The organism is Kribbella koreensis (genome assembly GCF_039525325.1).
In the GTDB taxonomy this organism is placed as follows: Bacteria; Actinomycetota; Actinomycetes; order Propionibacteriales; family Kribbellaceae; genus Kribbella; species Kribbella koreensis.
Window position 1 is genome coordinate 1 of the sequence record NZ_BAAAHK010000012.1, and the last position, 21,042, is coordinate 21,042.

19 protein-coding genes are annotated in these 21,042 nt (G+C 68.6%); 10 read left to right on the top strand and 9 right to left on the bottom strand.

The window, feature by feature from the left end; genetic code table 11:
• Positions 1–457 precede the first annotated feature (457 nt).
• The 3 genes from ABD116_RS23305 to ABD116_RS23315 all read left to right on the top strand — a co-directional run bounded on the left by ABD116_RS23305 (position 458) and on the right by ABD116_RS23315 (position 3,575).
• Positions 458–769, top strand: a complete 312-nt coding sequence (locus tag ABD116_RS23305) for a hypothetical protein (protein ID WP_343973963.1) — start codon at positions 458–460, stop codon at positions 767–769.
• A gap of 575 nt (positions 770–1,344) precedes the next feature.
• Positions 1,345–1,590 carry a hypothetical protein gene (locus ABD116_RS23310; RefSeq protein ID WP_343973966.1) on the top strand — a complete coding sequence of 82 codons (246 nt, stop codon included), beginning with the start codon at positions 1,345–1,347 and terminating at the stop codon, positions 1,588–1,590.
• 386 nt (positions 1,591–1,976) lie between these two features.
• The gene (locus ABD116_RS23315; protein WP_343973969.1) at positions 1,977–3,575 is read left to right on the top strand and encodes an ABC-F family ATP-binding cassette domain-containing protein; all 1,599 of its coding nucleotides are present in this window, start codon (positions 1,977–1,979) and stop codon (positions 3,573–3,575) included.
• A 108-nt stretch (positions 3,576–3,683) separates the two neighbouring features.
• Here ABD116_RS23315 and ABD116_RS23320 read toward each other — a convergent pair whose 3' ends face one another.
• Complete coding sequence (locus ABD116_RS23320; RefSeq protein WP_343973972.1) at positions 3,684–5,054, bottom strand: carbohydrate-binding protein; 1,371 nt, start codon at positions 5,052–5,054, stop codon at positions 3,684–3,686.
• Between the two features lie 90 nt (positions 5,055–5,144).
• A complete protein-coding gene (locus tag ABD116_RS23325; protein ID WP_343973975.1) occupies positions 5,145–5,969 on the bottom strand; it encodes an alpha/beta hydrolase family protein in 825 nt (274 codons plus the stop codon).
• A 99-nt stretch (positions 5,970–6,068) separates the two neighbouring features.
• Here ABD116_RS23325 and ABD116_RS23330 point away from each other — a divergent pair, with 99 nt between their 5' ends.
• The 5 genes from ABD116_RS23330 (at position 6,069) to ABD116_RS23350 (ending at position 9,729) form a co-directional block, all read left to right on the top strand.
• Positions 6,069–6,593 carry a CGNR zinc finger domain-containing protein gene (locus tag ABD116_RS23330; RefSeq protein ID WP_343973978.1) on the top strand — a complete coding sequence of 175 codons (525 nt, stop codon included), beginning with the start codon at positions 6,069–6,071 and terminating at the stop codon, positions 6,591–6,593.
• Between the two features lie 204 nt (positions 6,594–6,797).
• Positions 6,798–7,286, top strand: a complete 489-nt coding sequence (locus ABD116_RS23335) for a hypothetical protein (protein WP_343973981.1) — start codon at positions 6,798–6,800, stop codon at positions 7,284–7,286.
• A gap of 8 nt (positions 7,287–7,294) precedes the next feature.
• The gene (locus tag ABD116_RS23340) at positions 7,295–8,548 is read left to right on the top strand and encodes a sensor histidine kinase (RefSeq protein WP_343973984.1); all 1,254 of its coding nucleotides are present in this window, start codon (positions 7,295–7,297) and stop codon (positions 8,546–8,548) included.
• Positions 8,545–9,180, top strand: coding sequence for a response regulator (locus ABD116_RS23345; RefSeq protein WP_343973987.1), 636 nt, complete (start codon positions 8,545–8,547; stop codon positions 9,178–9,180). The genes ABD116_RS23340 and ABD116_RS23345 overlap by 4 nt, the downstream gene beginning before the upstream one ends.
• A 30-nt stretch (positions 9,181–9,210) precedes the next feature.
• Entirely contained in the window at positions 9,211–9,729 is a 519-nt protein-coding gene (locus ABD116_RS23350) for a GNAT family N-acetyltransferase (RefSeq protein WP_343973990.1), read from the top strand.
• Here ABD116_RS23350 and ABD116_RS23355 read toward each other — a convergent pair.
• The 4 genes from ABD116_RS23355 to ABD116_RS23370 are packed head-to-tail and all read right to left on the bottom strand — an operon-like array spanning position 9,683 to position 14,717.
• Positions 9,683–10,729, bottom strand: a complete 1,047-nt coding sequence (locus tag ABD116_RS23355) for a cation diffusion facilitator family transporter (protein ID WP_343973993.1) — start codon at positions 10,727–10,729, stop codon at positions 9,683–9,685. The genes ABD116_RS23350 and ABD116_RS23355 overlap by 47 nt on opposite strands.
• Positions 10,726–11,136 carry an ArsR/SmtB family transcription factor gene (locus ABD116_RS23360; RefSeq protein ID WP_343973996.1) on the bottom strand — a complete coding sequence of 137 codons (411 nt, stop codon included), beginning with the start codon at positions 11,134–11,136 and terminating at the stop codon, positions 10,726–10,728. Before ABD116_RS23360 ends, ABD116_RS23355 begins: the two co-directional genes overlap by 4 nt.
• A 57-nt stretch (positions 11,137–11,193) precedes the next feature.
• Positions 11,194–12,501, bottom strand: coding sequence for a glycosyltransferase (locus ABD116_RS23365; protein ID WP_343973999.1), 1,308 nt, complete (start codon positions 12,499–12,501; stop codon positions 11,194–11,196).
• A complete protein-coding gene (locus ABD116_RS23370) occupies positions 12,498–14,717 on the bottom strand; it encodes a glycoside hydrolase domain-containing protein (protein WP_343974002.1) in 2,220 nt (739 codons plus the stop codon). Before ABD116_RS23370 ends, ABD116_RS23365 begins: the two co-directional genes overlap by 4 nt.
• Positions 14,718–14,857: 140 nt before the next feature.
• Here ABD116_RS23370 and ABD116_RS23375 point away from each other — a divergent pair, with 140 nt between their 5' ends.
• Positions 14,858–15,319: a HutD family protein gene (locus tag ABD116_RS23375; RefSeq protein ID WP_343974005.1), complete on the top strand. Its 462-nt coding sequence runs from the start codon at positions 14,858–14,860 to the stop codon at positions 15,317–15,319.
• Here the strand turns inward: ABD116_RS23375 and ABD116_RS23380 are convergent.
• Genes ABD116_RS23380 through ABD116_RS23390 form a run of 3 tightly spaced genes read right to left on the bottom strand, consistent with a single transcriptional unit; the run spans position 15,253 to position 17,503 of the window.
• Positions 15,253–15,789 (bottom strand): GNAT family N-acetyltransferase, encoded by a 537-nt coding sequence (locus ABD116_RS23380; RefSeq protein ID WP_343974009.1) that lies wholly within the window; start codon positions 15,787–15,789, stop codon positions 15,253–15,255. The genes ABD116_RS23375 and ABD116_RS23380 overlap by 67 nt on opposite strands.
• Positions 15,790–15,802: 13 nt before the next feature.
• Positions 15,803–16,993: an ornithine--oxo-acid transaminase gene (gene rocD / locus ABD116_RS23385; RefSeq protein ID WP_343974413.1), complete on the bottom strand. Its 1,191-nt coding sequence runs from the start codon at positions 16,991–16,993 to the stop codon at positions 15,803–15,805.
• 51 nt (positions 16,994–17,044) lie between these two features.
• Positions 17,045–17,503: a GNAT family N-acetyltransferase gene (locus ABD116_RS23390; protein WP_343974012.1), complete on the bottom strand. Its 459-nt coding sequence runs from the start codon at positions 17,501–17,503 to the stop codon at positions 17,045–17,047.
• 302 nt (positions 17,504–17,805) lie between these two features.
• Here ABD116_RS23390 and ABD116_RS23395 point away from each other — a divergent pair, with 302 nt between their 5' ends.
• Positions 17,806–20,880 carry a hypothetical protein gene (locus tag ABD116_RS23395; protein ID WP_343974015.1) on the top strand — a complete coding sequence of 1,025 codons (3,075 nt, stop codon included), beginning with the start codon at positions 17,806–17,808 and terminating at the stop codon, positions 20,878–20,880.
• Positions 20,881–21,042 lie beyond the last annotated feature (162 nt).

A 21,042-nucleotide genomic window follows, 5' to 3' on the forward strand; every position in this document is an offset into this window, starting at 1 on the left:
GCCCACCACCACCCCCGCCACCGCACCCGCGCCGACGGCCACTACCCCCTGGCCGCCATCGATCACAACAGCTGACCGACCACCCACAGCGACCACCACCGCCCCCTTACCGCCACCATCCACCACGGACACCCAGCCACCATCCGACACGGACAGCCGAGCACCATCCGCTATAGACGGTCGAGCACCATCCGGCACGGACGGCCTGCCACCATCCGGCACGGACAGCCGGGCACCATCCGCCATGGACGGTCGAGCACAATCCGGCGCGGATGCCCGGCCATCATCCGGCGCGGACGGTCGAGCACAATCCGGCACGGACGGCCGATCACCGGGGGCGACGGACAGCCGAACACCGGCGACGGATGCCGACCCCTGGGGGTCATTGGCTGATGCGGTGGTGGGTGGAAGTACCGATCCCATGCCAGCAAATACACCCATCCAGCCCGTAGCTACCGTGACGACCTCGGGTTCTGCTCATGTACCGGGAGCGAACTGGCCCTACGACGGCGATGCCGCCTGGATCACCACCGAGGAGACAGCAGCGCTCGACCCGTGGTGCGACAACCCCAAGAGCCCAGGAACCTCGCGCTCCAGCTCCAGCTCCGGACCCGAGCGCGAGCGCGAGCCCGAGCCCGAGCCCGACCGCGAGGCCGAGCAGACGACTATCCCCACACGCGATGGACTCAGCGCTGCTCCGTGGACCACGCCCGAAGAAGCAGCCGTTCTCGACCCGTGGGGTGACAGGCCCGGGGGTGCGGTGGCTTGATGTCGGGCCAGGTCCAGCGCGCCGAGGCCCGAAAGGTGCAGGCAAGACAATGCTGCTCGCTTGGTCTCGGCCGGCTGGCAGGTCTTTGCGGGTCGGTCCGGTATCGCCCAACGCAATGCAGAGGGTGGTCTGGGCACCGAGGCAGGCGTGCTCGCGACGGCCGGCGTCTGGTGTGCCGTTCCCATGCCCGAGCCGTGCCCGAGCCGTGCCCGAGCCCGTGCCTGAGCCCGAGCCCGAGCCCGGGCCTGAGCCCGAGCCCGAGCCCGGGCCTGAGCGCGAGCCCGTGCCCCAGCCCGAGCCCGAGCCCGAGCCCGAGCCCGAGCCCGAGCCCGAGCCCGAGCCCGGGCCTGAGCGCGAGCCCGTGCCCGAGCCCGTGCCCGTGCCCGAGCCCGAGCCCGAGCCCGAGCCCGAGCCCGAGCCCGGGCCTGAGCGCGAGCCCGTGCCCGAGCCCGTGCCCGTGCCCGAGCCCGAGCCCGAGCCTGAGCCTGAGCCTGAGCCTGAGCCTGAGCCTGAGCCTGAGCCTGAGCCCGAGCCTGAGCCCCAGCCCGAGCCTGAGGTGACAGTTGTGTCCACGCGTGCCCGCGCAGGTGCTCGGTCAGTTGGTTCCCGACGGTGAGGTGGACAGGTTGGGGGTGACCGACTCACTGACGGCCCGTGGGCAACTCTCGAAGATCGCTTGCTGGACGGTGAATCGCGCCGACATCGGTGGGACCGCGACGAAGTGGACGTTCTCGGCCCGCGGGGTGACAGGCCCGGGCGACGCGGTCTGGGCTTGGGTCTGCCGGTGCCAGTCGAGCATCACGCCGACGTCGGCGGTTTGAGGCCTTGGTGGGTGGTTGGCGTCGGTCGATTCGGATGGGGCGGTGGGGCGCTACTCGGGTTGTAGCGGAGGAGGACCGTGCGCTGGTTGATGGCGGTGGCTTCGAGCAGGTCAGGTCTGGGGGCTCGAAGATGGGTTTCCCTGGGGGCGAGTTGTCGGCGATTTGTGGTCGAACGGTTCGGCCGAGATGAGGCTGAGGCCGCCGGTTCCCCGGCGGTGATGTTGTCGCCGGTGACGCATTGCTGAGCGATCGCCAAGGGGAAAATCGGCTGACGTATGCCGGAGTGCGACCTACTCTGGAGGCATGGCTACTTGCCTCTGTGTCTAGCTGCGGACTCGCTTTCACGCCAGGAGTCTGTCCAGTAGTCATCACAGAAAGTAGTCATCATGATCACCGTTCGCGGTGTGGATATTCGTGTCGGGGCGCAGTTGTTGCTGGCCGGCCTTTCGTTTCATGTCAGTCCGGGGGATCGGGTCGGTCTGGTCGGGCGTAATGGGGCCGGTAAGACGTCGTTGATGAAGGTGCTGGCCGGGGAGGATCGGCCGGCGGCGGGGACGATTGCGGCCACTGGGTCGGTGGGGTATTTGCCGCAGGATCCGCGGGCGGCCGATCCCGCGGTCAGTGTGACCGCGCGCATTTTGTCTGCTCGGGGGCTGGACCTTGTGGTGCAGAGGTTGCGGAAGGCTGAAGTCGCCATGAGCACCGCTACCGGCGAGGAGCAGGAGCGGGCAATGGCGGCGTACGCGCGTGCCGAGGCGCAGTTTCAGACGGCCGGTGGGTATGCGGCGGAGGGTGAGGCGGCGCGGTTGGCGGCTGGGGTTGGGTTGCCGACGCGGGCGCTCGAGCAGCCGGTCGGGGAACTGTCGGGTGGGCAGCGGCGGCGGGTTGAGTTGGCTCGGGTTTTGTTCGCTGAGCACGAGACCTTGTTGCTGGATGAGCCGACCAACCACCTGGATGCTGACTCGGTGGGGTGGCTCCGGTCGTTTCTGCTCGGGTACTCCGGAGGGCTCGTCGTGATCAGCCACGACCGCGACCTGCTCGCCGCGACGGTCAACCGCGTGTTCCACCTCGACCCGCACCGGACGACGATCGACATCCACAACACCGGCTGGAAGAAGTACCTCACCCAGTTGGAGCTCGACGAACGCCGTCGTACCCGCGAACGCCACACCGCCGAGCGCAAAGCCGCTGTCCTCAACGCCCAAGCCGACAAGATGCGCGCCGGCGCATCGACCGCGATGGCCGCCAAGAACATGGCCAGGCGCGCCGAGAAGCTCCTCACCGACCTCGAGCCGGTACGCCGTACAGCCCGAGTAGCCAAAATCCGCCTACCCGACCCGGTCCCCTCCGGCCGCACCCCACTCACGGCCAGCGGGCTGACCAAGTCGTACGGCGCATTGCAGGTGCTCAACGGTGTCGACCTGGCCGTCGATCGCGGCAGCCGACTGGTCATCCTCGGCCTCAACGGCGCGGGCAAGACGACCCTGCTCCGCATCCTGGCCGGCCGGGAACAACCCGACAGCGGCCAGGTGGTGCACGGTCATGGGCTGCGACTCGGCTACTTCGCGCAGGAGCACGACACGCTCGACCTGGCCAGTACGGTCCGGCAGAACCTCTCGACAGTCGCACCCGCCCTGACCGACGGCGAGGTCCGCAACGTCCTCGGCTCGTTCCTCTTCACCGGGGACGACGCGGACAAGCCTGCCGGCGTACTGTCCGGCGGCGAGAAGACCCGGCTGGCGCTGGCCGGCCTGGTCCACTCGGGTGCCAACGTCCTGCTCCTCGACGAACCGACCAACAACCTGGACCCGGCGTCCCGCGGCGAAGTGTTAGGTGCTGTCAGCAACTACCCCGGCGCCATCATCATGGTCACCCACGACGAGGGTGCGATAGAGGCGTTGAGGCCGGACCGGGTCCTCATCCTGCCGGACGCCACCGAGGACCTCTGGACCGACGACTACCTCGAGTTGGTGTCACTCGCCTAGCCCAAAATGAAGGTGTCACTCGCCTGGCCGAAAGTGAAGGTGTCACTCGCCTGGCCGAAGACACACAGAGGGCCCGCGCCGACCAGAGGCGCGGGCCCTCACCAAACCTCAGCGACCTTGGAGAGACTTCACGTTGTCGCCGAAGGTCCAGTTCTTCGAGCCGTCCCAGTTGATCGACCAGGTCATCAGACCCTTGAGCTGCCCGTTGAAGCTGTTCCACGACTGCGATACCAGCGACGGAGCCATGTACCCGCCACCCGCGCCGTTCTGCGCCGGCAGCCCAGGCACCTGCTTGTCGTACGGCACGCGGATCGTCACGCCCTGAACGACCAGCCCGGTGTTGAGGCAGGTGGTCTGGGCGACGAAGCCCTGCACGGTTCCCGCGGAGTACGAGTCGCCCGAGCAGCCGTACATGCTGCCGTTGTAGTACTGCATGTTCAGCCACCACAGCCGGCCGTTGTCGGCGTACTTCTTGATGATCGGCAGGTACGAACCCCAGATCGACCCGTAGGTGACGCTGCCGCCGGTCACGTACGCCGTCTCCGGCGCCATCGTCAGCCCGAAGTTCGACGGCATCTGCGCGAGCACCCCGTCGATGATCCGGATCAGGTTGGCCTGCGAGGTGGAGAGCTGGCTGATGTTGCCGCTGCCGGTGAGGCCGGTCTCGATGTCGATGTCGATGCCGTCGAAGTTGTACTTCTTCAGCAGCGGCACCACGGTCGCCACGAACTTGTCGGCGACGGCCGACGAGCTCAGGTCGATCCCGGCGGCAGCGCCACCGATCGACATCAGGATCGTCTGCCCGGCAGCCTTCGCCGCGCACATCTCAGCCGGGGTGGCGACCTTCACGCCCGCGTCCATGCCGTCTTCCCACTTCACCGTGCCGTCGGACAGGATCACCGGGAACGCCGCGTTGATCACGTTGTACCCGTGCTGCGCGATCCGTGAGTCGGTGATCGGCGTCCAGCCGAACGGCGGGTGGACGCCGTTGGACGAGCCGTCCCAGTTCTCCCAGTAGCCGTGCAGCACCTTCCCGGCCGGCCGCGACTTCACCGGGCAGGTCGTCGACCCAGGCGGCGGCGTAGTAGGCGGGGTGGTGGGTGGCGTCGTCGGCGGAGTGGTCGGAGGTGTCGTGGGAGGGGTGGTAGGCGGCGTTGTGGGTGGCGTGGTCGGGGGAGTGGTCGGCGGCGCGCCATCACAGGCGCCGAGGTCGAGCCACAGGGAGGCAGCCGCGACCGGGTTCCAGCCAGAGCCCGGCGGCGCGGTGTGCGCCTGCCGGGCCTGGTACGTCCTGTTCTGGTAGGTCACCTGGGCGCCGACGGCATAGGCAACTCCCTCGGCCCACGCGGGCGCAGTACAAGCCGCCTGCACCGCGGCCTGAGCCGACTGGCCGGCTTGGACCGCCACCACTCCGGCCCCGGTCAGGAGTAACCCCGTAGTGATGGCACCCGCGAGCAAACTGCCGAGCCGTCGGTTCATGGCCACTCCGATCTAATACGCAAGGACCTTTCTTTTAGTCACGGTAGGGGCTGGGCCGACTGCCTGCTACGACATGTCGGAAACCCGCCATCAGCGCAGGCCGAGCTTGGCGCCGACCCAGGCCAGCCGGTCGTCCTTGGCCTGCTGGGTGAGGAAGTGGTCGGACTTCTCGTAGAGGCTGACCTTCGCGCCCGGCTTCGCCGCGCTGAAGGCGGCCCGTACCTCCGGCGTGACGAAGATGTCGCGGCCGGCCCATTGGAAGTAGACGTCGTGAGCGCGCGCGATATTGTCGACCGGATCGAGGCCGGCGAAGACCTTGCGGTAGGCAACGGCCTGGTCGGGCTCGAGCCCCAGCCAGTAGGTGTCGAACCAGTTGGCCCAGGTGGCGTCGCCCGCCATGAAGACCATCGCGTGGGCGCGTTTGCCGATCAGTGACGCATACATCGCGCCGTAGTCGTGCCCGATGACGGCAGTACGCCGTGAGTCGACCCCATCCTGGGCAAGCAGTGCCTGGTACGCCGCCTCGACCGCCGCGAGCTGATCCGTCACCTTCACTCGATCCGTCTTGTCGCCGATCGGATCGCCGGCCCACGGGAACGTGAGCAGCGGCAGGATCGCGACCGCGCCCTTGCTCGCCAGCGCGATCGCCTCGGACAGGAACTCGGTCCGGTTCTGCGTCGAGCTCGGCGGCTCGAACCAGTGCAGGTAGAGCGCCCCCGCCAGCTGCTGATGCTTCTTCGCCACCGGCCTGACCAGGTACGCCGTGACCGGCGCCTGCCCGTGCACCGGGATCTGGATGTCCGTCACCACCACCGGCTGCGGCTTGCTCGAATCAGTCACCGCCGACGACGCCCCGGCCGCTGCCACCCCCAGCAGCAAGGCCCCGATCATCGTCGCCACCGCGAGTCTTCTCATCGCTTACCCCTCCCAATCCATCAGTTGATAAACTCTATTAACAACTGACGACCGTAGAGCGGCTGGGCCGGACGGTCAAGACGGTGGAGGATGTGCGGAATGAGCAGCGTGCCGGCGACCGACCCCTGGCTGGGGTTCGTGCTGGACCTCTGCAACACGTACGACCTGCTCGAGGACCCGCCCGACCAGCTGACCATCCCGCTCGTCACCCGCATCGCTGCCCGTCACGAGCTGGCCGATCCCGGGCTCACCGACGCCGACCTCGAGCCGGTGCGCGGCGTGCGCGACCGCCTCTACCGGGTCTTCGCCGAGGCGGAGAGCGACGCGCAGTACGGCGTACTCAACGAAATCTTCACCCGGTACGGCGCAACGCCACGCCTGGTCCCCGGCCCGCGCCTTGCGGCGACAGGTGGCGGCGACGCCGTCGCGCGACTGGCCGTGTCAGCAGCCGATGCCTTGGCCCGGGCAGTCGCGGATGGAGCCGCCGACCGGCTCCGGACCTGCGCCGGCGACCCCTGCCGGTGCGTCTACGTCGACCGCACCAAGGCCAACCGCCGCCGCTACTGCTGCGAACTCTGCAACGACCGAATGGCCTCCGCCGCCTACCGCAGCCGCAAGGGGTAGGGCGACCCAACCCGGTCGGCCCGACCCCACCTCGGGGCACCAACGGGCGGCCGTCTCAACCCAAGGGTTGAGAGCGGAGATCCATCCGGGTCACACCTGAGGACCGACGTACCAGCGACCGATTCCGACGACTCTGGAGACATCCAGAAAGTGTCATCCAGAAGGGCGCCGGAACCCACCGGCCATCGTCGGAAGGACAGTGCAATGTCGGTCAACCTCCTGCTGGGCATCCTGATCGGGATCCTGGTCGTGGTCCGCGTGATGGGCCGTCAGCTGCTTGGCTCGATGGTGACCCAGCGGTCGCTGGTGGTGATGCCGCTGGTCCTCGTGATCGTCGGTCTGCTGTCGGCCCGCGACGCTTTCACCACCGCCTCGCCCGGCGAGCTGGCCTTCTTCGTCTTCGACGTCGCCGTGCTGATCCTGATCGGCTTCGCCCGTGGCGCCAGCACCAAGCTGACGGTCCGCGACGGCGGCCTGCACCAGAAGGGCACCGCCGCGACCTTGGGACTGTGGCTGCTGACCATCGGCATCCGCGTCGGCGCCGGCTTCGCCGGTGCGGCGATGGGCCTCAACGGTTCCCTCACCACCGCGGCCCTTCTGCTGACCTTCGGCCTGAGCATCGCGGCCCAGAACGTCGCCGTCTACCTCCGCGCCCAGCGCCTGCACATCCCACTGGCAGCCGAACGGGCATGATGTTGCCCATGACCGTCCCGGCCCGATCGACCCCCGAACGCCCTGCGGGCACGCGGGGGCCCCAGGCGGATCGCCGCGGCACCTCGAGGACGGTGCCGCGGTTGCTTTCTGCCGGCCGGCAGGCGGCCGTCGACATCTGGAGATCACCCGGCTTCACTACGTTGCTGCGGCTGGTTCCGGCGGTGCTGGTGATCGTGGCGGTGGCCGTCGCCTGGGATTCGCCCGAGGACCGGAAGTTGCCCTGGGCCCTCATCTTGGTACTGGCGGCGATCATCGTCGTCGGCGCCTTCGTGATCATCCGGTTCGACGAGAAATCGACCGAACGCACCGCCGGACTCCTGGTGTTCGTGGTGGTGGGATCGCTGCTCTGGTACGCCCTGCCGAACAGCGTGCTGATCGTCCTGCCGTTCTGGGCGGTCCGGGCCGCCGTGAGGTATCACCGGCCAGGGCGTGGCGAGACGGTTGTCATCTTGCTCGGCATCGCCGGCGCCAGCCTGCCGTCCTTCGCGGCGACGGGTTCGCTGAGCGGCGCGATCGGTATCGCGGTCGGCGTTATCGCCCTGCTGCTGGCCTCCACCAATCGTCGCGCCCGCGAAGAGCAGTTGGACGAGCTGCAGGTGTCGCTCGCCCGCAAGCAGGCGGCGATCGAGGAGCACAGCCGGGCGGCCGCGTTGGCCGAGCGGGCAAGGATCGCTCGCGACGTGCATGACGTACTGGCGCATTCGCTGGCCGGGTTGTCGCTCAATCTGCAAGGCACGCGGCTGATGCTGGTGCGGGATGGTGCGTCGGAGGAGGCGATCGAGCAGGTGACCCGGGCGCAAGGGCTGGCGGCTGATGGGTTGGCCGAGGCCCGTCGAGCGGTGGCGACGTTGCGGGAGGATTCGGTGCCCGACGCTAGGGCGATGGCCGATCTCGTGACGGCGTACAGGTTGGAGGTGGGGAGCGAGGCAACCTTCGACATCGAGGGGCAGTCACGCGAGCTTCGGCCCGAGGCGATGGCGGCGCTTTATCGCGCGTTGCAAGAGGCGCTGACGAACACCCGCAAGCATGCGCCCGGAGCGCCGATCGAGGTCGTACTCCGGTACGCCGACGCCCGCACCGTCCTCACGGTCGACGACCACCCCGGCAAGCCGCCGGTCCGCGCCGTCAGCGGCGGCTACGGTTTGCTCGGGATGCGCGAACGCGCCGAGCTGATCGGCGGCACCCTCGAGGTCGGACCGACCGACGACGGATGGCGAGTTGAGCTGGTGATACCGGGATGAGTGATCTGCGGGTTGTCGTTGCCGATGATCAGACGGTGGTGCGGGATGGGCTGGTGACGTTGTTGCGGTTGTTGCCGGGGATTGATGTCGTCGCCGCTGGGTCGGACGGGGTGGAGGCGGTTGAGCTCGTTGCGGAGTACAAGCCGGACGTTTTGCTGGTGGATCTGCGGATGCCGCGGTGTGACGGGGTTGAGGCGACTCGGCGGGTGCGGACGGAGTATCCGGGGACCGAGGTGGTCGTTCTGACGACCTACAGCGATGACGATTCGGTGCTCGGGGCTTTGAAGGCCGGTGCGCGAGGGTTTCTCACGAAGGACGCCGACGCGGAGTCGATCGGCCGGGCGTTGCATGCGGCCGCGGCGGGGCAGTCGATCATCGACGGCGAGGTGCAGCGACGGTTGATCGAGGCAACGACCGCCGTGCCGGTGCCGCAGGAGTCGGACGGCCTCACCCCGCGCGAGCTCGACGTATTGCGGCTGATCGCGGCCGGCCTGTCGAACACGGAGATCGCCCGCCGCCTGGTGGTCAGCGAGGCAACGGTCAAGACCCACATCAACCATCTCTTCGCGAAGGCCGGCCTGCGCGACCGAGCTCAAGCGGTTGCCTACGCCTACCGACTCGGCCTCGGGTAGCTCGCTTCCGCCCAGTGCGAGGATGGATGTGTGACTTCATTGAGTATTCGGCGCGGGGAGCTGGACGACGTACCGGCGGTGCTCGGGTTGCTCGACAAGGCGACGGAGTGGTTGGTCGCGGCCGGGCGGACCGATCAGTGGGGGACCGAGGCGCATTCGACCAACCCGCGGCGGATCGCACAGATCGAGGATTTCGCGGCCGGCGACGGGTTCTGGGTGGCCGAGCACGACGGACAGGTGGTGGGCGCGCTGGCCGTGGGCGACGCGTTGTCGTATGTCCCGCCGGCGACCGAGCCGGAGTTGTACATCCGCCTGCTGGTGACGGATCGCGCGTTGCAGGGCAGTGGCATCGGTACGGATCTGCTCGACCATGCGCGGATGCTCGCACGCGGTCTTGGCGTCGAACTGCTTCGCGTCGACTGCTTCGGCGGTGGCGACGGGGCTTTGATCCGGTACTACGAGAAGCAGGGGTTCACTCGCGCGGAGCCTTTCGGCGTACCGGTCAGTGACTCGGTATGGCCTGGTCAGGTGCTGTTCCAGCGCCTGTGATCTCGACCGGCCGATGGACGACGCCGTGCGCGTCGCTGCAGTGAGCATCATGTACGTCGCCTGACGCGTGGTCGACCTGGAGCGTCGAGTGGGTCAGGTGATGCCGGTCGGCGAGCAGCGTCTCGATCTGGCTGCGGATCAGGTGGCAGTCGAGCCCTTCGCTGACCAGGATGTGCGCCGACGCGGCCGGCTCGCCCGACGTGATCTCCCAGACGTGCAGGTCGTGCACCTCGACCACACCCGGTACTGCGCACAGCTCGGCGCCCACAACAGCCGGGTCGATGCCTGCCGGGGCAGCCTCGAGGAAGATCCGCCCGGAGTCGCGAACCAGCCCAATGCCCGCCTTCAGCATCAGCGCGGCGACGATCAAGGCGGCGATCGCGTCCGCGCGGGCGAAGCCGGTGAGCAGGACGACGAGCCCGGCGATCGCGGTCGCGACGAAGGCGAACAGGTCGTTGAGGATGTGCTGGAACGCGCCTTCGACGTTCAGGCTGGAGCGGTTCGCCTTGCTGATCAGCCAGGTGGCGATCAGGTTGACCACGATGCCGACGACGCCGGTGATCAGGACGAGCGCGCCCTGGACCTCCGGCGGGTGGATCATCCGGTTGACCGATTCGTACACGAAGAACGCGGCGAGCAGCAGCAGCGTGATCCCGTTGGCCTGCGCCGACAGGATCTCGACCCGCTTGAGCCCGTACGTGTACCCGCCCGCCGGCGGCCGCGCCGACAGCCGAATGGCAATCAGCGCCAGCGCGATCGCCGCCGCGTCGGTGAGCATGTGCGCCGCGTCGGTGATCAGTGCCAGCGACCCAGCCGCAAACCCCACAATCACCTCAGCCGCCATGAACGCCAAAATCAGCGCCAGAGCCCCACCCAACAACTTCCGATCCGCATCAGCACTGACCCCATGCCCATGCCCGTGGCCGTGTCCCGCAGCCTTACCCGGCGCCGTACCGTGCTCCGCCACGAGCCCCTCCGCCTTGCCGTGGTCGGCGCTCATTGGGTGCGCTCCGGGTGAATGGCGTCGGTGTGTTCGGTGTGGGCGACGGCGAGGTCGACGAGCATGCGGACGTGGGCATCGTCCAGCCGGTAGTACGCCATCCGGCCGTCCCGGCGTACCGAGACCACCCGGTGCGCCCGCAGCAAGCGCAGTGCGTGCGAGGTAGCGGACTCACTCATCCCCGTCACTGCGGCGAGGTCGCAGACGCACAACTCCCCGTCCAGCAACGCCACCAGCAACTTCAGCCGGCGCGGATCACCAAGCAGCCCGAACACGTCAGCCGTGTCGACGACATCGGCTTCAGAAGGCATCCTGGCGTGGACGGCCGCCACCCGCTCCGGATCGACCAGCCGGACATTGCAGCTGTCGATCGCGGCAGGAGCTTGCACATCTGCAGAACTCTTCATATGTTCACTGTAGGCCACGCCCCCGCCCACTGACCACTTCCGAGTGTCGGAAGGCGCTCAGGCGACGTGGGCGGCCGGCGGCTCGGCGAGGGTGAAGAGGCGGTCGAAGACCGCGACCCGGTCGAACTGCAGGGCGTACGCCCGGGCTTGCTGTTCGGCTGCCGCTCGCTGTTCGGGGGTCCAGTCGCAGACGACCTCGTCGAGCACGGTCCGCAGCGTGGCCGGGTCGCGCTGCGGTACGAGCAGGGCCGTGTCACCGACCGCCTCGGGTACGCCGCCGGTCGCGCAGGTGATGATCGGACCGCCGCCGGCGAGCGCCTTCTCGACCAGTGCGATCCCGAACGTCTCGACGAACTCGGGCTGCTCGCGGGTCGGCAGCACGAATGCCGCGCTGCCGGCCATCAGGGCCGGCTTCTCCGCATCGTCCACGTCGGTCAGCACCTGCACCCGCTCGCCGAGGCCCGCGGCCGCCACCCGCGCGACCACTTCGGCCTCGTGCGGCCCGCGCCCGGCCAGCACCAGTCGCACCCGCTCGGCCGACCGCGACCCGGCGTACGCGTCGATCAGATCGTCGATCCCCTTCGCCGACGCGATCCGGGACAGGAACAGCACGTACCCGTCCCGCGAAAGGCCGCGCCGGGCGAGTGTCTCGGTGACGGTGTCGTCGGTGAGAGAGAGGTAGGCCCAGGAATCGACGGCCGGGTAGGAGATGGCGATCCGCTCCCGGCACCGCTGCGCGAACGTCGTGCCGTGCATGCCGTCGAGGGTCGCCGCCGAGGCCACGATCAGATCCTTGGTGTACTGCGAAACGGCCACGCAGTGGTCGGCCTCCAGGTAGACCGACAGGATGTGCGCGGCCGCCCCGAACCGGCCGGTGGTCACGCATTCGCGCACCACGTTGGTGATGTCGGAGCCCACTGCCTCGGCCACCGTGGTGACCCGGGCAGGCCCGATCCGGCGCGCCACCTGGACGGCCTCCTGGACGGCGATCGCGTGCGGGCTCAGGTACAACGACATCGCCACCGTGGGCACCCCGTCGCTGAACAGCTCGACCAGCCGCCCGATGAGTCCGGACAGGTAGCGTCCGTCCGGAACGCGGTAGTCGCCGACGGGATCGGGTCGCTCCACGGTGATACCGGGGCTGTACGGCAGCACGCGGTCGAGTGGTTTCATCGGCAGCCCGGCCGCCTCGAGCGCGTCCAGCGGCCAAGTCACGATCCGTACGTCGTCGAAGCCGCGGGTGAGCGCCACCTCCGCGAGGCACCGTGCCTCACCGGAGTGCCCGCAGATCACCGGGTCGGCGCGGACGACGATGACCAGACGGCGGTTGGGTGCGGACGGGACAGGCGTGTCGTCGATGCTCATGCCTCACCTCCAGCGGTGTGCAGCGGGTCGGATGTGGATGGTGGTCTGATCTTGGCGCCCCAGCCGGATGGCCGTGGGCCCAGCTCGATGTGCAGGTTGCGGATGCGGCGCAGTTCGCGGCCGGAGACCCAGGGGCGTTCGAGTGCCCTGCCGTTCACCGCGATGGACTGGACGTAGGAGACCGGTCCGCCTGGCTCGACCGGCTCGAACCCGGTGGTGGTGATCGACAGGTCGCCCTCCGGCAGCCGGATCGTGGATTCCGCCACGGCCGGCGCACTCACCAGGAACAGGTTCTGCCCGGCGACCGGGAACAGCCCGAGCGTCGCCCACACATACCAGGCAGACAGCCCGCCAGAGTCGTCGTTGCCCGGCAACCCACCCCGGCCGGTGCCGAACTGATTCGCGACGGCAGCGTGCACCACCTCGGCGGTTCGGTCCGGCCGTCCCGCGTAGTGATAGGACCACGGTGACTCGTAGTCCGGTTCGTTGTTCAGTCCCTCGAACCGGCGCAGGGCGTACCCGGCGTCCATCTCGGCCACGCTCGGCCGTACGCCAGGCTGGGTGACCGGTGCGGCGTCGTACCCGAAGAACCGGTCGAGCAGCCCGATGAAAGCCTCGTCGCCGCCGGCCAGCGCGATCCGGGCCCGCATGTCGTGCAGCAGCCGGAAGGAGTAGTTCCACCGGCCGCCCTCGTAGAAGGTCGAGTCGCGCAGCAGGCCGGTGCCCGGGTCGTACGCTGCCCGCCAGCCCTGGGCGAGGTCGCGCATCTGCTTGGCCAGCGTCCGGTCCCGGAGTTTGTGGGCGATGGCAGCGGTGCAGTGGTAGGCGTACGCCAGGTCCAGGGTGTGGCTGATCGGGTGCGCAACACCATGCACCAGATAGTCCTCGCCGTAGGTCCTGCGCAGGTCCATCTCCAGGTGCACCATCGCCCAGTCCCAGTCGATACCGGGCAGGTCCAGCTGGCACAGGTCGGCGAAGAAGGTGTGCGCCAGAGCGCTGCCCTGGCGGGAGAACCGGTCGGCGCCCTTGGCCATCCGGTAGCCGATCGGCAGGTTGCCCTCCTGCTCGGCGATCGACAGCAGCGCGCCGGCCAGCGCGACCGAACGCTGCGGGAACAGGGTGGTCATCAGCGGCAGCTGGGTCCGGTAGATGTCCCACATGGTGCAGATGTCGAACGCGTACGGGCCTTCGGTCGTCCACGACGGGCTCTCGTCCGGGGCGAAACACGGCTTGACCAGCGAGTGGTAGAGCGCGGTGCCGAAGACCGTCGCCTGGTCATCGGACTCCGCCATGATCTCGACCTTGCCGAGGTGGTCGCGCCAGCTGGCCGCCGTCTGGTCGCGCCGTCCGGCGAACGTGGCCTGGGATCGGCCGACGTCCGTGTGCAGGTTCTCCCGGGCCTTCTCACACCCGCGCAGGGAGAACCCCAGCCGCACCTCGATGGTCTGTTCGGCCCGCGAGGGACCCATGAACATCAGCCCGAACGGCCGCAGCGTGGTCGGCCGGATGTAGTCGAAGTCGAGGCGGGTGCCCCCGGGCATCAGGCGCCGGTCGTACCAGAGCAGCTGCCGCCAGCCGGGGGCGTCGACCTCCAGGTGCACGGCCAGCGGCACACCCTCGACGTGGATCTCCCCTTGAGCCACCCCAGGCTCGAGCATCGCCAGATGCGCCTTCAACGGCACGGTTCGGCTGTGCGGGATGGCCAGGCCGCCGGTCGAGGCGTCGATGACGATCCGGGCGGCGTCATTGGCCGGAAAGGTGTACCGGTGGACGGCCGATTTGGGACCGACCGTCACCTCACAGTGCACCCCCGAGCTCAGCGTCGCCGCGTAGTACCCGGGCTCGGCCACCTCGTCCAGCAGGTCCCATGTGGTGCCCAGGTCGTCGAGCGGGCCCAGCATGGGCGTGACCCGGAAGTAGTTGTAGTACTTGCGGATCGCGCCGGTGCCGGACTGCTGGAAATGGGTGAAGCCGGAGGCGACCGGGCGGTCGTACAGCTGGTCGGGCACACCCTCGGTGTTGAAGTCATACAGGCCGTAACCGGTCGGGTAGGCCCCGGAGTACGGGCAGGCCGACACCATCCCGAACGGGTGCATGGCCCCCGGGTGGGTGTTGCCGGTCTGCGGCTTGGGCCACCACCAGGTCGCTGCCAGGCCCTTCGGCGTAGGCAGGTCGGTGGCGCCGGTCCCGATGAACGGGTCGACGTGCTCGTACATCGGCTCACCGCCTCATGCGGCTGACATGGACCCTCAAGGTAGGCGGACCCCAAGGTAGGAGGGGCATGTTTCATCTGGGGTAACCGGAGAAGACGCGCAGGTTACGAGCGGACCGGGGCCGCGCCGATAATCTGTGGCCCATGACCTCCCGCGTCCTGAGTCCTGATGCCGTCCAGGCCGTCGCTTGGCGCAACGGGGCCGGGGCTACCCGGCAGCTCGTCGATGATCCGGGTGGGTGGCGGCTCAGTGTTGCGGACCTGGAGGTGGATGCGGCTTTCTCGGACTTCTCGGGGCTTGATCGGGTGTTTCTGCCGCTGGTCGACGTGGTGCTGAGCATCGACGGGGAGCGCCGGGCGGTGGCGCGGGGTACGGCGGTCGAGTTCCGTGGTGAGGCGAAGGTCGCGGTGGAGCTGGTCGCGGGGCCTGGGCGGGCGGTCAATCTGATGACGGTCCGGGGGCGGTGCAGCGGTGGACTCGCAGCGATCCCGCGCTCGGAGTGGGAGGAGCAGACGGCGCGGTCGGAGTGGGACGAGGGTCAGCCGGGGGTGTTCGTCGACCTGGGTGAGGTGGTCGTCGAGGTGCGGATCTCGTACTCGACCTGATCGATCGGCTCGCCGTCGCCGAAGTCGCGGGTGGTGGTCTCGCCGGTCTCCGTGAAGCCCGATTTCGTGTAGAAGCGGCGGGACTGGGGTGTGTCGCGCAGGGTCCACAGGTGGACGCGGCCGAAACCGTCGGCTCGCAGCCGGCGCAGCGTCTCGCTCATCAACGCTCCCGCCACGCCGGTGCCCCAGCCGTCCGGGTGCCCGTAGAAGCTGTTGATCTCGGCGAAGCCCGGCCGGCTCGGCGACGGTACCGACCAGGAGAAGGCCAGGACGCGCCCGTCGACGGCCGCGACCAGCACCAGTCCTTCCGGCGAAGCGACCCGCTCATGCCAGCGGTCCAGCCGGGACTTGATCTGCTCCGCCGCGAACGCTTCGTCGAAGAACGGCGAGTAAGCCGCCTCCCACGAGGCCGCATGCACGACCCCGACCCCCTCACCATCAGCCGCCGTAGCCTGCCGTACCTCGATCATCTGCCCACCCATCTCAGCTCGCGAGCGCCTTGAGTGCGAGCGACAGTCGCTCGGTCATCCAGTCCAGCTCGTCGGTCGTGATCACCAGCGGCGGCGACAACCGGATGGTCGAGCCATGGGTGTCCTTCGCCAGTACGCCGTACTCCGCCAGCTTCTCGCACAGCTCCCGGCCGGTCCCCAGCGCCGGATCAAGATCCAGCCCGGCCCACAATCCGTGCACCCGTAGGCCGACCAGCCCCTGCGCCCGCAACGGCTCCAATCGCTCGCGCAACTCCGGCTCCATCGCCAGCGCGTGTGCCTGCAACTCACCCGGCTCGAGCAGCTTGATCACGGCCCGCCCGATCGCCACCGCCAGCGGGTTGCCGCCGAACGTACTTCCATGCGTCCCAGGCGTGATCACGTCCATCACCGGCCGGTCGGCAACGACAGCCGACAACGGCATGATCCCGCCACCGAGCGCCTTCCCGAGCACGTACACATCAGGCACGACGCCGGCCCGCGAGCTGGCGAAGGTCGCCCCCGCCCGCCCCAGCCCGGACTGAATCTCATCCGCCATCATCAATACCTCGTGTCGGCTGCATGCCGAGCGAACCGCCGCCAGGTACCCGTCCGGCGGCACGACGACGCCGGCCTCACCCTGCACCGGCTCGATCAGCACGGCGACGGTCGTCTCGTCGATGGCCGCCTCCAGCGCGGCCGCGTCGCCGTACGGGACCGAGCGGAAGCCAGGCGTGTACGGCCCGAAGCTGTCGTGCGCCTCGGCGTCGCCGGAGAAGCTGATGATGCTGATCGTCCGCCCATGGAAGTTGCCATCAGCAACGATAATGGTCGCCTGCCCGTCCGGCACGCCCTTGACCAGGTACCCCCAGCGGCGGGCCAGCTTGAGCGCCGTCTCGACCGCCTCGGCGCCCGAGTTCATCGGAAGGACCGCGTCCTTACCGGACAATGCGGCCAGTTCGGCACAGAACGGGCCGAGCTGGTCATGGTGAAACGCGCGACTCGTCAACGTCACCCGCCCGAGTTGCTCGACTGCCGCAGCGATCAGCGCCGGATGCCGATGCCCGAAGTTGAGCGCCGAGTAGCCGGCCAGACAGTCCAGGTACCGCTCACCCGACGTGTCGGTGATCCAGACACCCTCCGCGGTCGCGACGGTCACCGGCAACGGATGGTAGTTGTGCGCGCCGTAACTGTTCTCCAGCGCCATCGGATCAGTCACGGATCAACCTCTCGCTCGTAGCTACCTTCCCTGTGCTGCTCACGGTAGTTCCAGTAGCAGCCGCGGCCGTGCCCAACTCACCCGGCCACGCGGCGGCAGCAGGCCCACCCGGGTGGCGCCCATCGCGAGGTAGAACCCTTCGGCCGGCGGATGGGACACGATGTGGATCCGCCGGAGTCCGAGCGCCGCGGCCTCGGTCCGCAGATCGTCCATCAGCATCCGCCCGATCCCGGATCCCTGCCGGTCGTCGGCGACGAACAGGTAGTCCAGCTCGCCCTCGCCAGGTCCGCCGAGGCCGGGGATCAACAGCGTGTAGAAGCCGGCGACGCCGCGGTCGTCCTCAGCTACCCGGGCCGGGTTGTCCGCCAGGTAGGCGGCGTCGATCGTCTGCTCCACGATCACCGCCCGGTAGTCACCGCCGTACGCCGCGGAGGTCCTCGTCAGCTGCGTGAGCACCGGTCCGTCTGCTGCGACCGCGGCTCTCAGGGTCAACGTCACCCAGGCATCATATGCGACCCAGTCGCACCAAGGGCAAGGCGTCCAGGACCGCGGCCGGCCGCGTGATGGTGGTGTCGAACCTGTTCGAGACCTTTGCCGTAGGCGGTGTGCAGTCCGGCGCTGTTGCGGTCGCACAGAAGCCCACCGACCAACAGATGGTCGATGGGCTGACGGTGAGGCCCAAGCCGGCTGTCGGGGAACTTTATAGCCCGAGCCCTTGTCGGTGACAGCGGAGTGTGTAGCAATGTAACTGCACGTAACGACCGCTGAGCTGTGGGGGCGAATGGGCAATGGTCGCGGTGGTGGGGGAACCTGTGGCGCAGGCAGTGGTGGAGGAGGCGCCGGAGCCTGCTGATTTCCGGTGGGTGGGGGCGATTCTGGCCGGGCTGACGGCGGTCTGGCTGGCGATGAACGAGATCAGCCTGCTGGCGGCGGGGTTCCTCGCCGAGGGCGGCTCGTCGTGGGCCTTCAACGGGATGAGCGGACCGCTGGCCCTGAAGCAGTACGGCGGCTGGCACGACAAGCTCACCGGCGAACAACTGGACGACTGGTTGCCCTTGCTGGCGATCTACCTGGTGCTCGACCTCGTCTTCATCGCCATCTATGTGCCGGCACTGCGACGCTTCATCGCCACCGGCCCGGTGCTGGTACTAGCCGGAATCGACGTGGTGGAAGACCTCCTCATGTACTGGCTGGGAAGCCGGCGATGCGGCGCGGGCGACTGTGTGCCGGCCGCGTCCGCGGTCATCCTGGCAGTGGTCACGACACTGAAATGGCTGGCGTTCCTTGCCGTGCTCTTCCTCCTGGTCCGCGACCACTGGTCGACGATCAAGGCAGCCGTACCGCGGATCCGCCGCGCACTGTGGATCCAGCGCTTCAGCCTGCTCGCGTTCCTGCCACTCGGCCTGCTCGCGATCGTGCCCGGTACCGACGTCCTCGACCAGCTGCCGGACGTCCAGCGCAGATGGCTCGACAACGGCACCGGCGTCGGCCAGGCGCTCATCGCCGCCTTCCTGTACTACGCGGTGCTGCTGCCCGCGATCTTCCTGCTCGGCCGGCTCCGCGCCGACTGGGCCGTCCGGCGGGTCCGCGGTGAGGACCACGAATGGCCCTTCTACAACCAGAACGGGGACAAACGCCGGCACAACTTGATGCTCTGGCTGATCGGGCCGATCCTGTTGCCGGCCATCGCGGTCGTGATCGCGGTGTCCGGTCAGGGTGAGGTGTTCAAGCGGCGGCTGATCGTGTTCTGCCTGATCCCCCTACTGGTGCTGGGGCTGTCGCAGCTTCTCCGGGACAGGCCTGGCGTGCATCCGAAGGCGTTGCGGCCGGTCGGCAGCTGGTTCCCGCGCGATGTGATGATCGCCGGCGACATGATCTCGGTGACCGCGGTCTCGCTGGGCGGTCTGGGGATGGTCCGCGCGTTCGCCGCGCTGGCGGCAGGCGATGCGGTGGGTCTGTTCGATTCGTCGTACGCCGTGCATCCGACGGTGGCGCTGGTGACCGGTGTGGTGCTGGCGATCGGTACCTGGCTCGTCTCCTGGCCGGTGCTCAAGGCAATCAAGAGGTGGGGGCAGCCGGAGACCACGGGAGTGCTCGGCTGGTACGGGCGGATCGCGACGCCCGGCGTGAATCCAAGTGGTGCGACCGTGGTCGACGTGGCGCCGCGGAGCAAGATCCGGGTCGGGTTCGTGCTCGGTGCGAGTGCCGCGATGCTGTTGCTGGGGTTGTTCCCGCGGCGGTTCGCCGACGCTCTCGGCGTACTGGCGTCGACGCTGCTCGCGCTGGCGACGCTGGTGATTCTGGTCGGGGTGATCGTCGCCTACGCCCAAGAGCGGCAGCCGCCGGAGGTCTTCCAGACCAAGTGGTTGCGGATGCGTGCGACGCCGATCATCAGCCTGCTGGTCTTCGCGATGGTGGCGACTGCGCTGATCGGCGGCAAGACCGAGGTCCATCCGTTGACGGGTAGCGGCGCGCTGCCTGATCGGCCGACCATGCAGAAGGCGTTCGACGCGTGGGTGGCTCAGGCGGGATGCACGGTGCCGTTGGATGGTGGGCTCAGTCTGCGGCCGATGATGATGGTGGCCGCGGAGGGTGGTGGCATCAGAGCGACGTACTGGACTGCTTCCGCGCTCGAGACGCTCAGTAGCTCGGGCACTGGGTGCGCGAAGAAGTCGGTGCTGTTCTCGGGTGGGGCGAGTGGTGGCGCGTTCGGGCTGACCGTTGCGCGGTACACGGACAAGCCGTTGGCGGCGGTCAAGGCGATGGCGGGGCATGAGGCGCTCGGGGCCGCGACGATCTCGTTGCTGTCGAGCGATCTGCTAGCCAGTACGGTGGGGCTGCGTTTCGATGCTGCCGCGGAGTACCGGACACCGTCGCGCCAGCCGCTGGACCGGGCCGGGCTGATGGAGACGGCTTGGGAGCGGAAGGTTCCTGAGCTGCGTCGGCCCTTCCTGCCGGACGACGGGAATGCTGACGGGGCGATGACCGGGCAGCTGATTCTGACTACCTCGGCTGTTCGCAATGGGTGCCGGGCGCTGGTCAGTCAGGTGGATCTGAGCGAGGGGGCCCGGTCCGCGGATGGCGCGCCGGTGTGTGGAGCCGGGGTGGCTGGGGCGCACGACTACGACCTGTTCGCTTCGTACGGCCGTACTGCGGAACGCTCCGACGCGGGCTGTCTCGGCAACCCGCAAGCGCTGACTGCTGGGTTGCTGGCCTCTCGCTTCCCGTATGTGACGCCGTCCGGGGTAGTCGGCAGCTGTGGTGAGCTCAAGCCGGCGCAGTTGGTGGATGGTGGGTACACCGACAACACGGGGATCGGGACGATCGTCGATCTCGCGCCGTCGTGGGGTGCTCTGGTCCGGGCGCACAACGACAAGGTGCTTACTGCCGGCACTGGCGAGGTCATCGTGCCGCTGGTCGTCTACATCGAGAACGGCACCGGCAAGGACTACAGCGTCGGCAACGACGACCCGGTCGACGGCATCGGCAACACCTTCAAGCCTGGTACGAATCTGCCGGCCGTACCGGAACTGTTGGTGCCTCCAGCAACCAAACTCATCTCGGCCAAGGAGGACGGTACGAACGACCGGGCCTTGCTCCGAGAGGCTCGGACGGCCGCGGCCGCCCAGCTCTGCTCGGAGTCATCCGCCTGCGCGACCCTCCGTGGCGACCTGCCCAACCTCGTCTACGTCATCAGCCAAAGCACCCAGCCGTCCTTGTCCGCGCCACTCGGCTGGACGCTCTCGCAATCCAGCCAGAACGACCTCGACCAGGACCTGGCCCTGCAACGGCAGAACCAATGCGGTCCCGCCTGCCCCGGCTACGGAACCCTCAAAGACCTCCTCACCACCCTGGACCAGGACCCGCACGCGTAATCGGCACCCTCGTCCTCGGAGCCCCACGCATGCACAACCCTCGCCAGTCGCCCCGACACGCCCGGGGTAAGCGGTTGCCTGCCGAGTTGTGTGTGCGTGGCGCCCCGGCCGTTGTCCCAAGCAACCAATCCCAGCGCCGGTCGCCCGACGCGAGGTTGGGGA

What these genes read in the sequence shown, in the direction of transcription:
- ABD116_RS23315 (WP_343973969.1), top strand. Translation starts at nt 1,977, where the DNA reads ATGATCACCGTTCGCGGTGTGGATATTCGTGTCGGGGCGCAGTTGTTG.
- ABD116_RS23320 (WP_343973972.1), bottom strand. Translation starts at nt 5,054, where the DNA reads ATGAACCGACGGCTCGGCAGTTTGCTCGCGGGTGCCATCACTACGGGG.
- ABD116_RS23325 (WP_343973975.1), bottom strand. Translation starts at nt 5,969, where the DNA reads ATGAGAAGACTCGCGGTGGCGACGATGATCGGGGCCTTGCTGCTGGGG.
- ABD116_RS23330 (WP_343973978.1), top strand. Translation starts at nt 6,069, where the DNA reads ATGAGCAGCGTGCCGGCGACCGACCCCTGGCTGGGGTTCGTGCTGGAC.
- ABD116_RS23335 (WP_343973981.1), top strand. Translation starts at nt 6,798, where the DNA reads ATGTCGGTCAACCTCCTGCTGGGCATCCTGATCGGGATCCTGGTCGTG.
- ABD116_RS23340 (WP_343973984.1), top strand. Translation starts at nt 7,295, where the DNA reads ATGACCGTCCCGGCCCGATCGACCCCCGAACGCCCTGCGGGCACGCGG.
- ABD116_RS23345 (WP_343973987.1), top strand. Translation starts at nt 8,545, where the DNA reads ATGAGTGATCTGCGGGTTGTCGTTGCCGATGATCAGACGGTGGTGCGG.
- ABD116_RS23355 (WP_343973993.1), bottom strand. Translation starts at nt 10,729, where the DNA reads ATGAGCGCCGACCACGGCAAGGCGGAGGGGCTCGTGGCGGAGCACGGT.
- ABD116_RS23360 (WP_343973996.1), bottom strand. Translation starts at nt 11,136, where the DNA reads ATGAAGAGTTCTGCAGATGTGCAAGCTCCTGCCGCGATCGACAGCTGC.
- ABD116_RS23365 (WP_343973999.1), bottom strand. Translation starts at nt 12,501, where the DNA reads ATGAGCATCGACGACACGCCTGTCCCGTCCGCACCCAACCGCCGTCTG.
- ABD116_RS23370 (WP_343974002.1), bottom strand. Translation starts at nt 14,717, where the DNA reads ATGTACGAGCACGTCGACCCGTTCATCGGGACCGGCGCCACCGACCTG.
- ABD116_RS23375 (WP_343974005.1), top strand. Translation starts at nt 14,858, where the DNA reads ATGACCTCCCGCGTCCTGAGTCCTGATGCCGTCCAGGCCGTCGCTTGG.
- ABD116_RS23380 (WP_343974009.1), bottom strand. Translation starts at nt 15,789, where the DNA reads ATGATCGAGGTACGGCAGGCTACGGCGGCTGATGGTGAGGGGGTCGGG.
- rocD (WP_343974413.1), bottom strand. Translation starts at nt 16,993, where the DNA reads ATGGCGCTGGAGAACAGTTACGGCGCGCACAACTACCATCCGTTGCCG.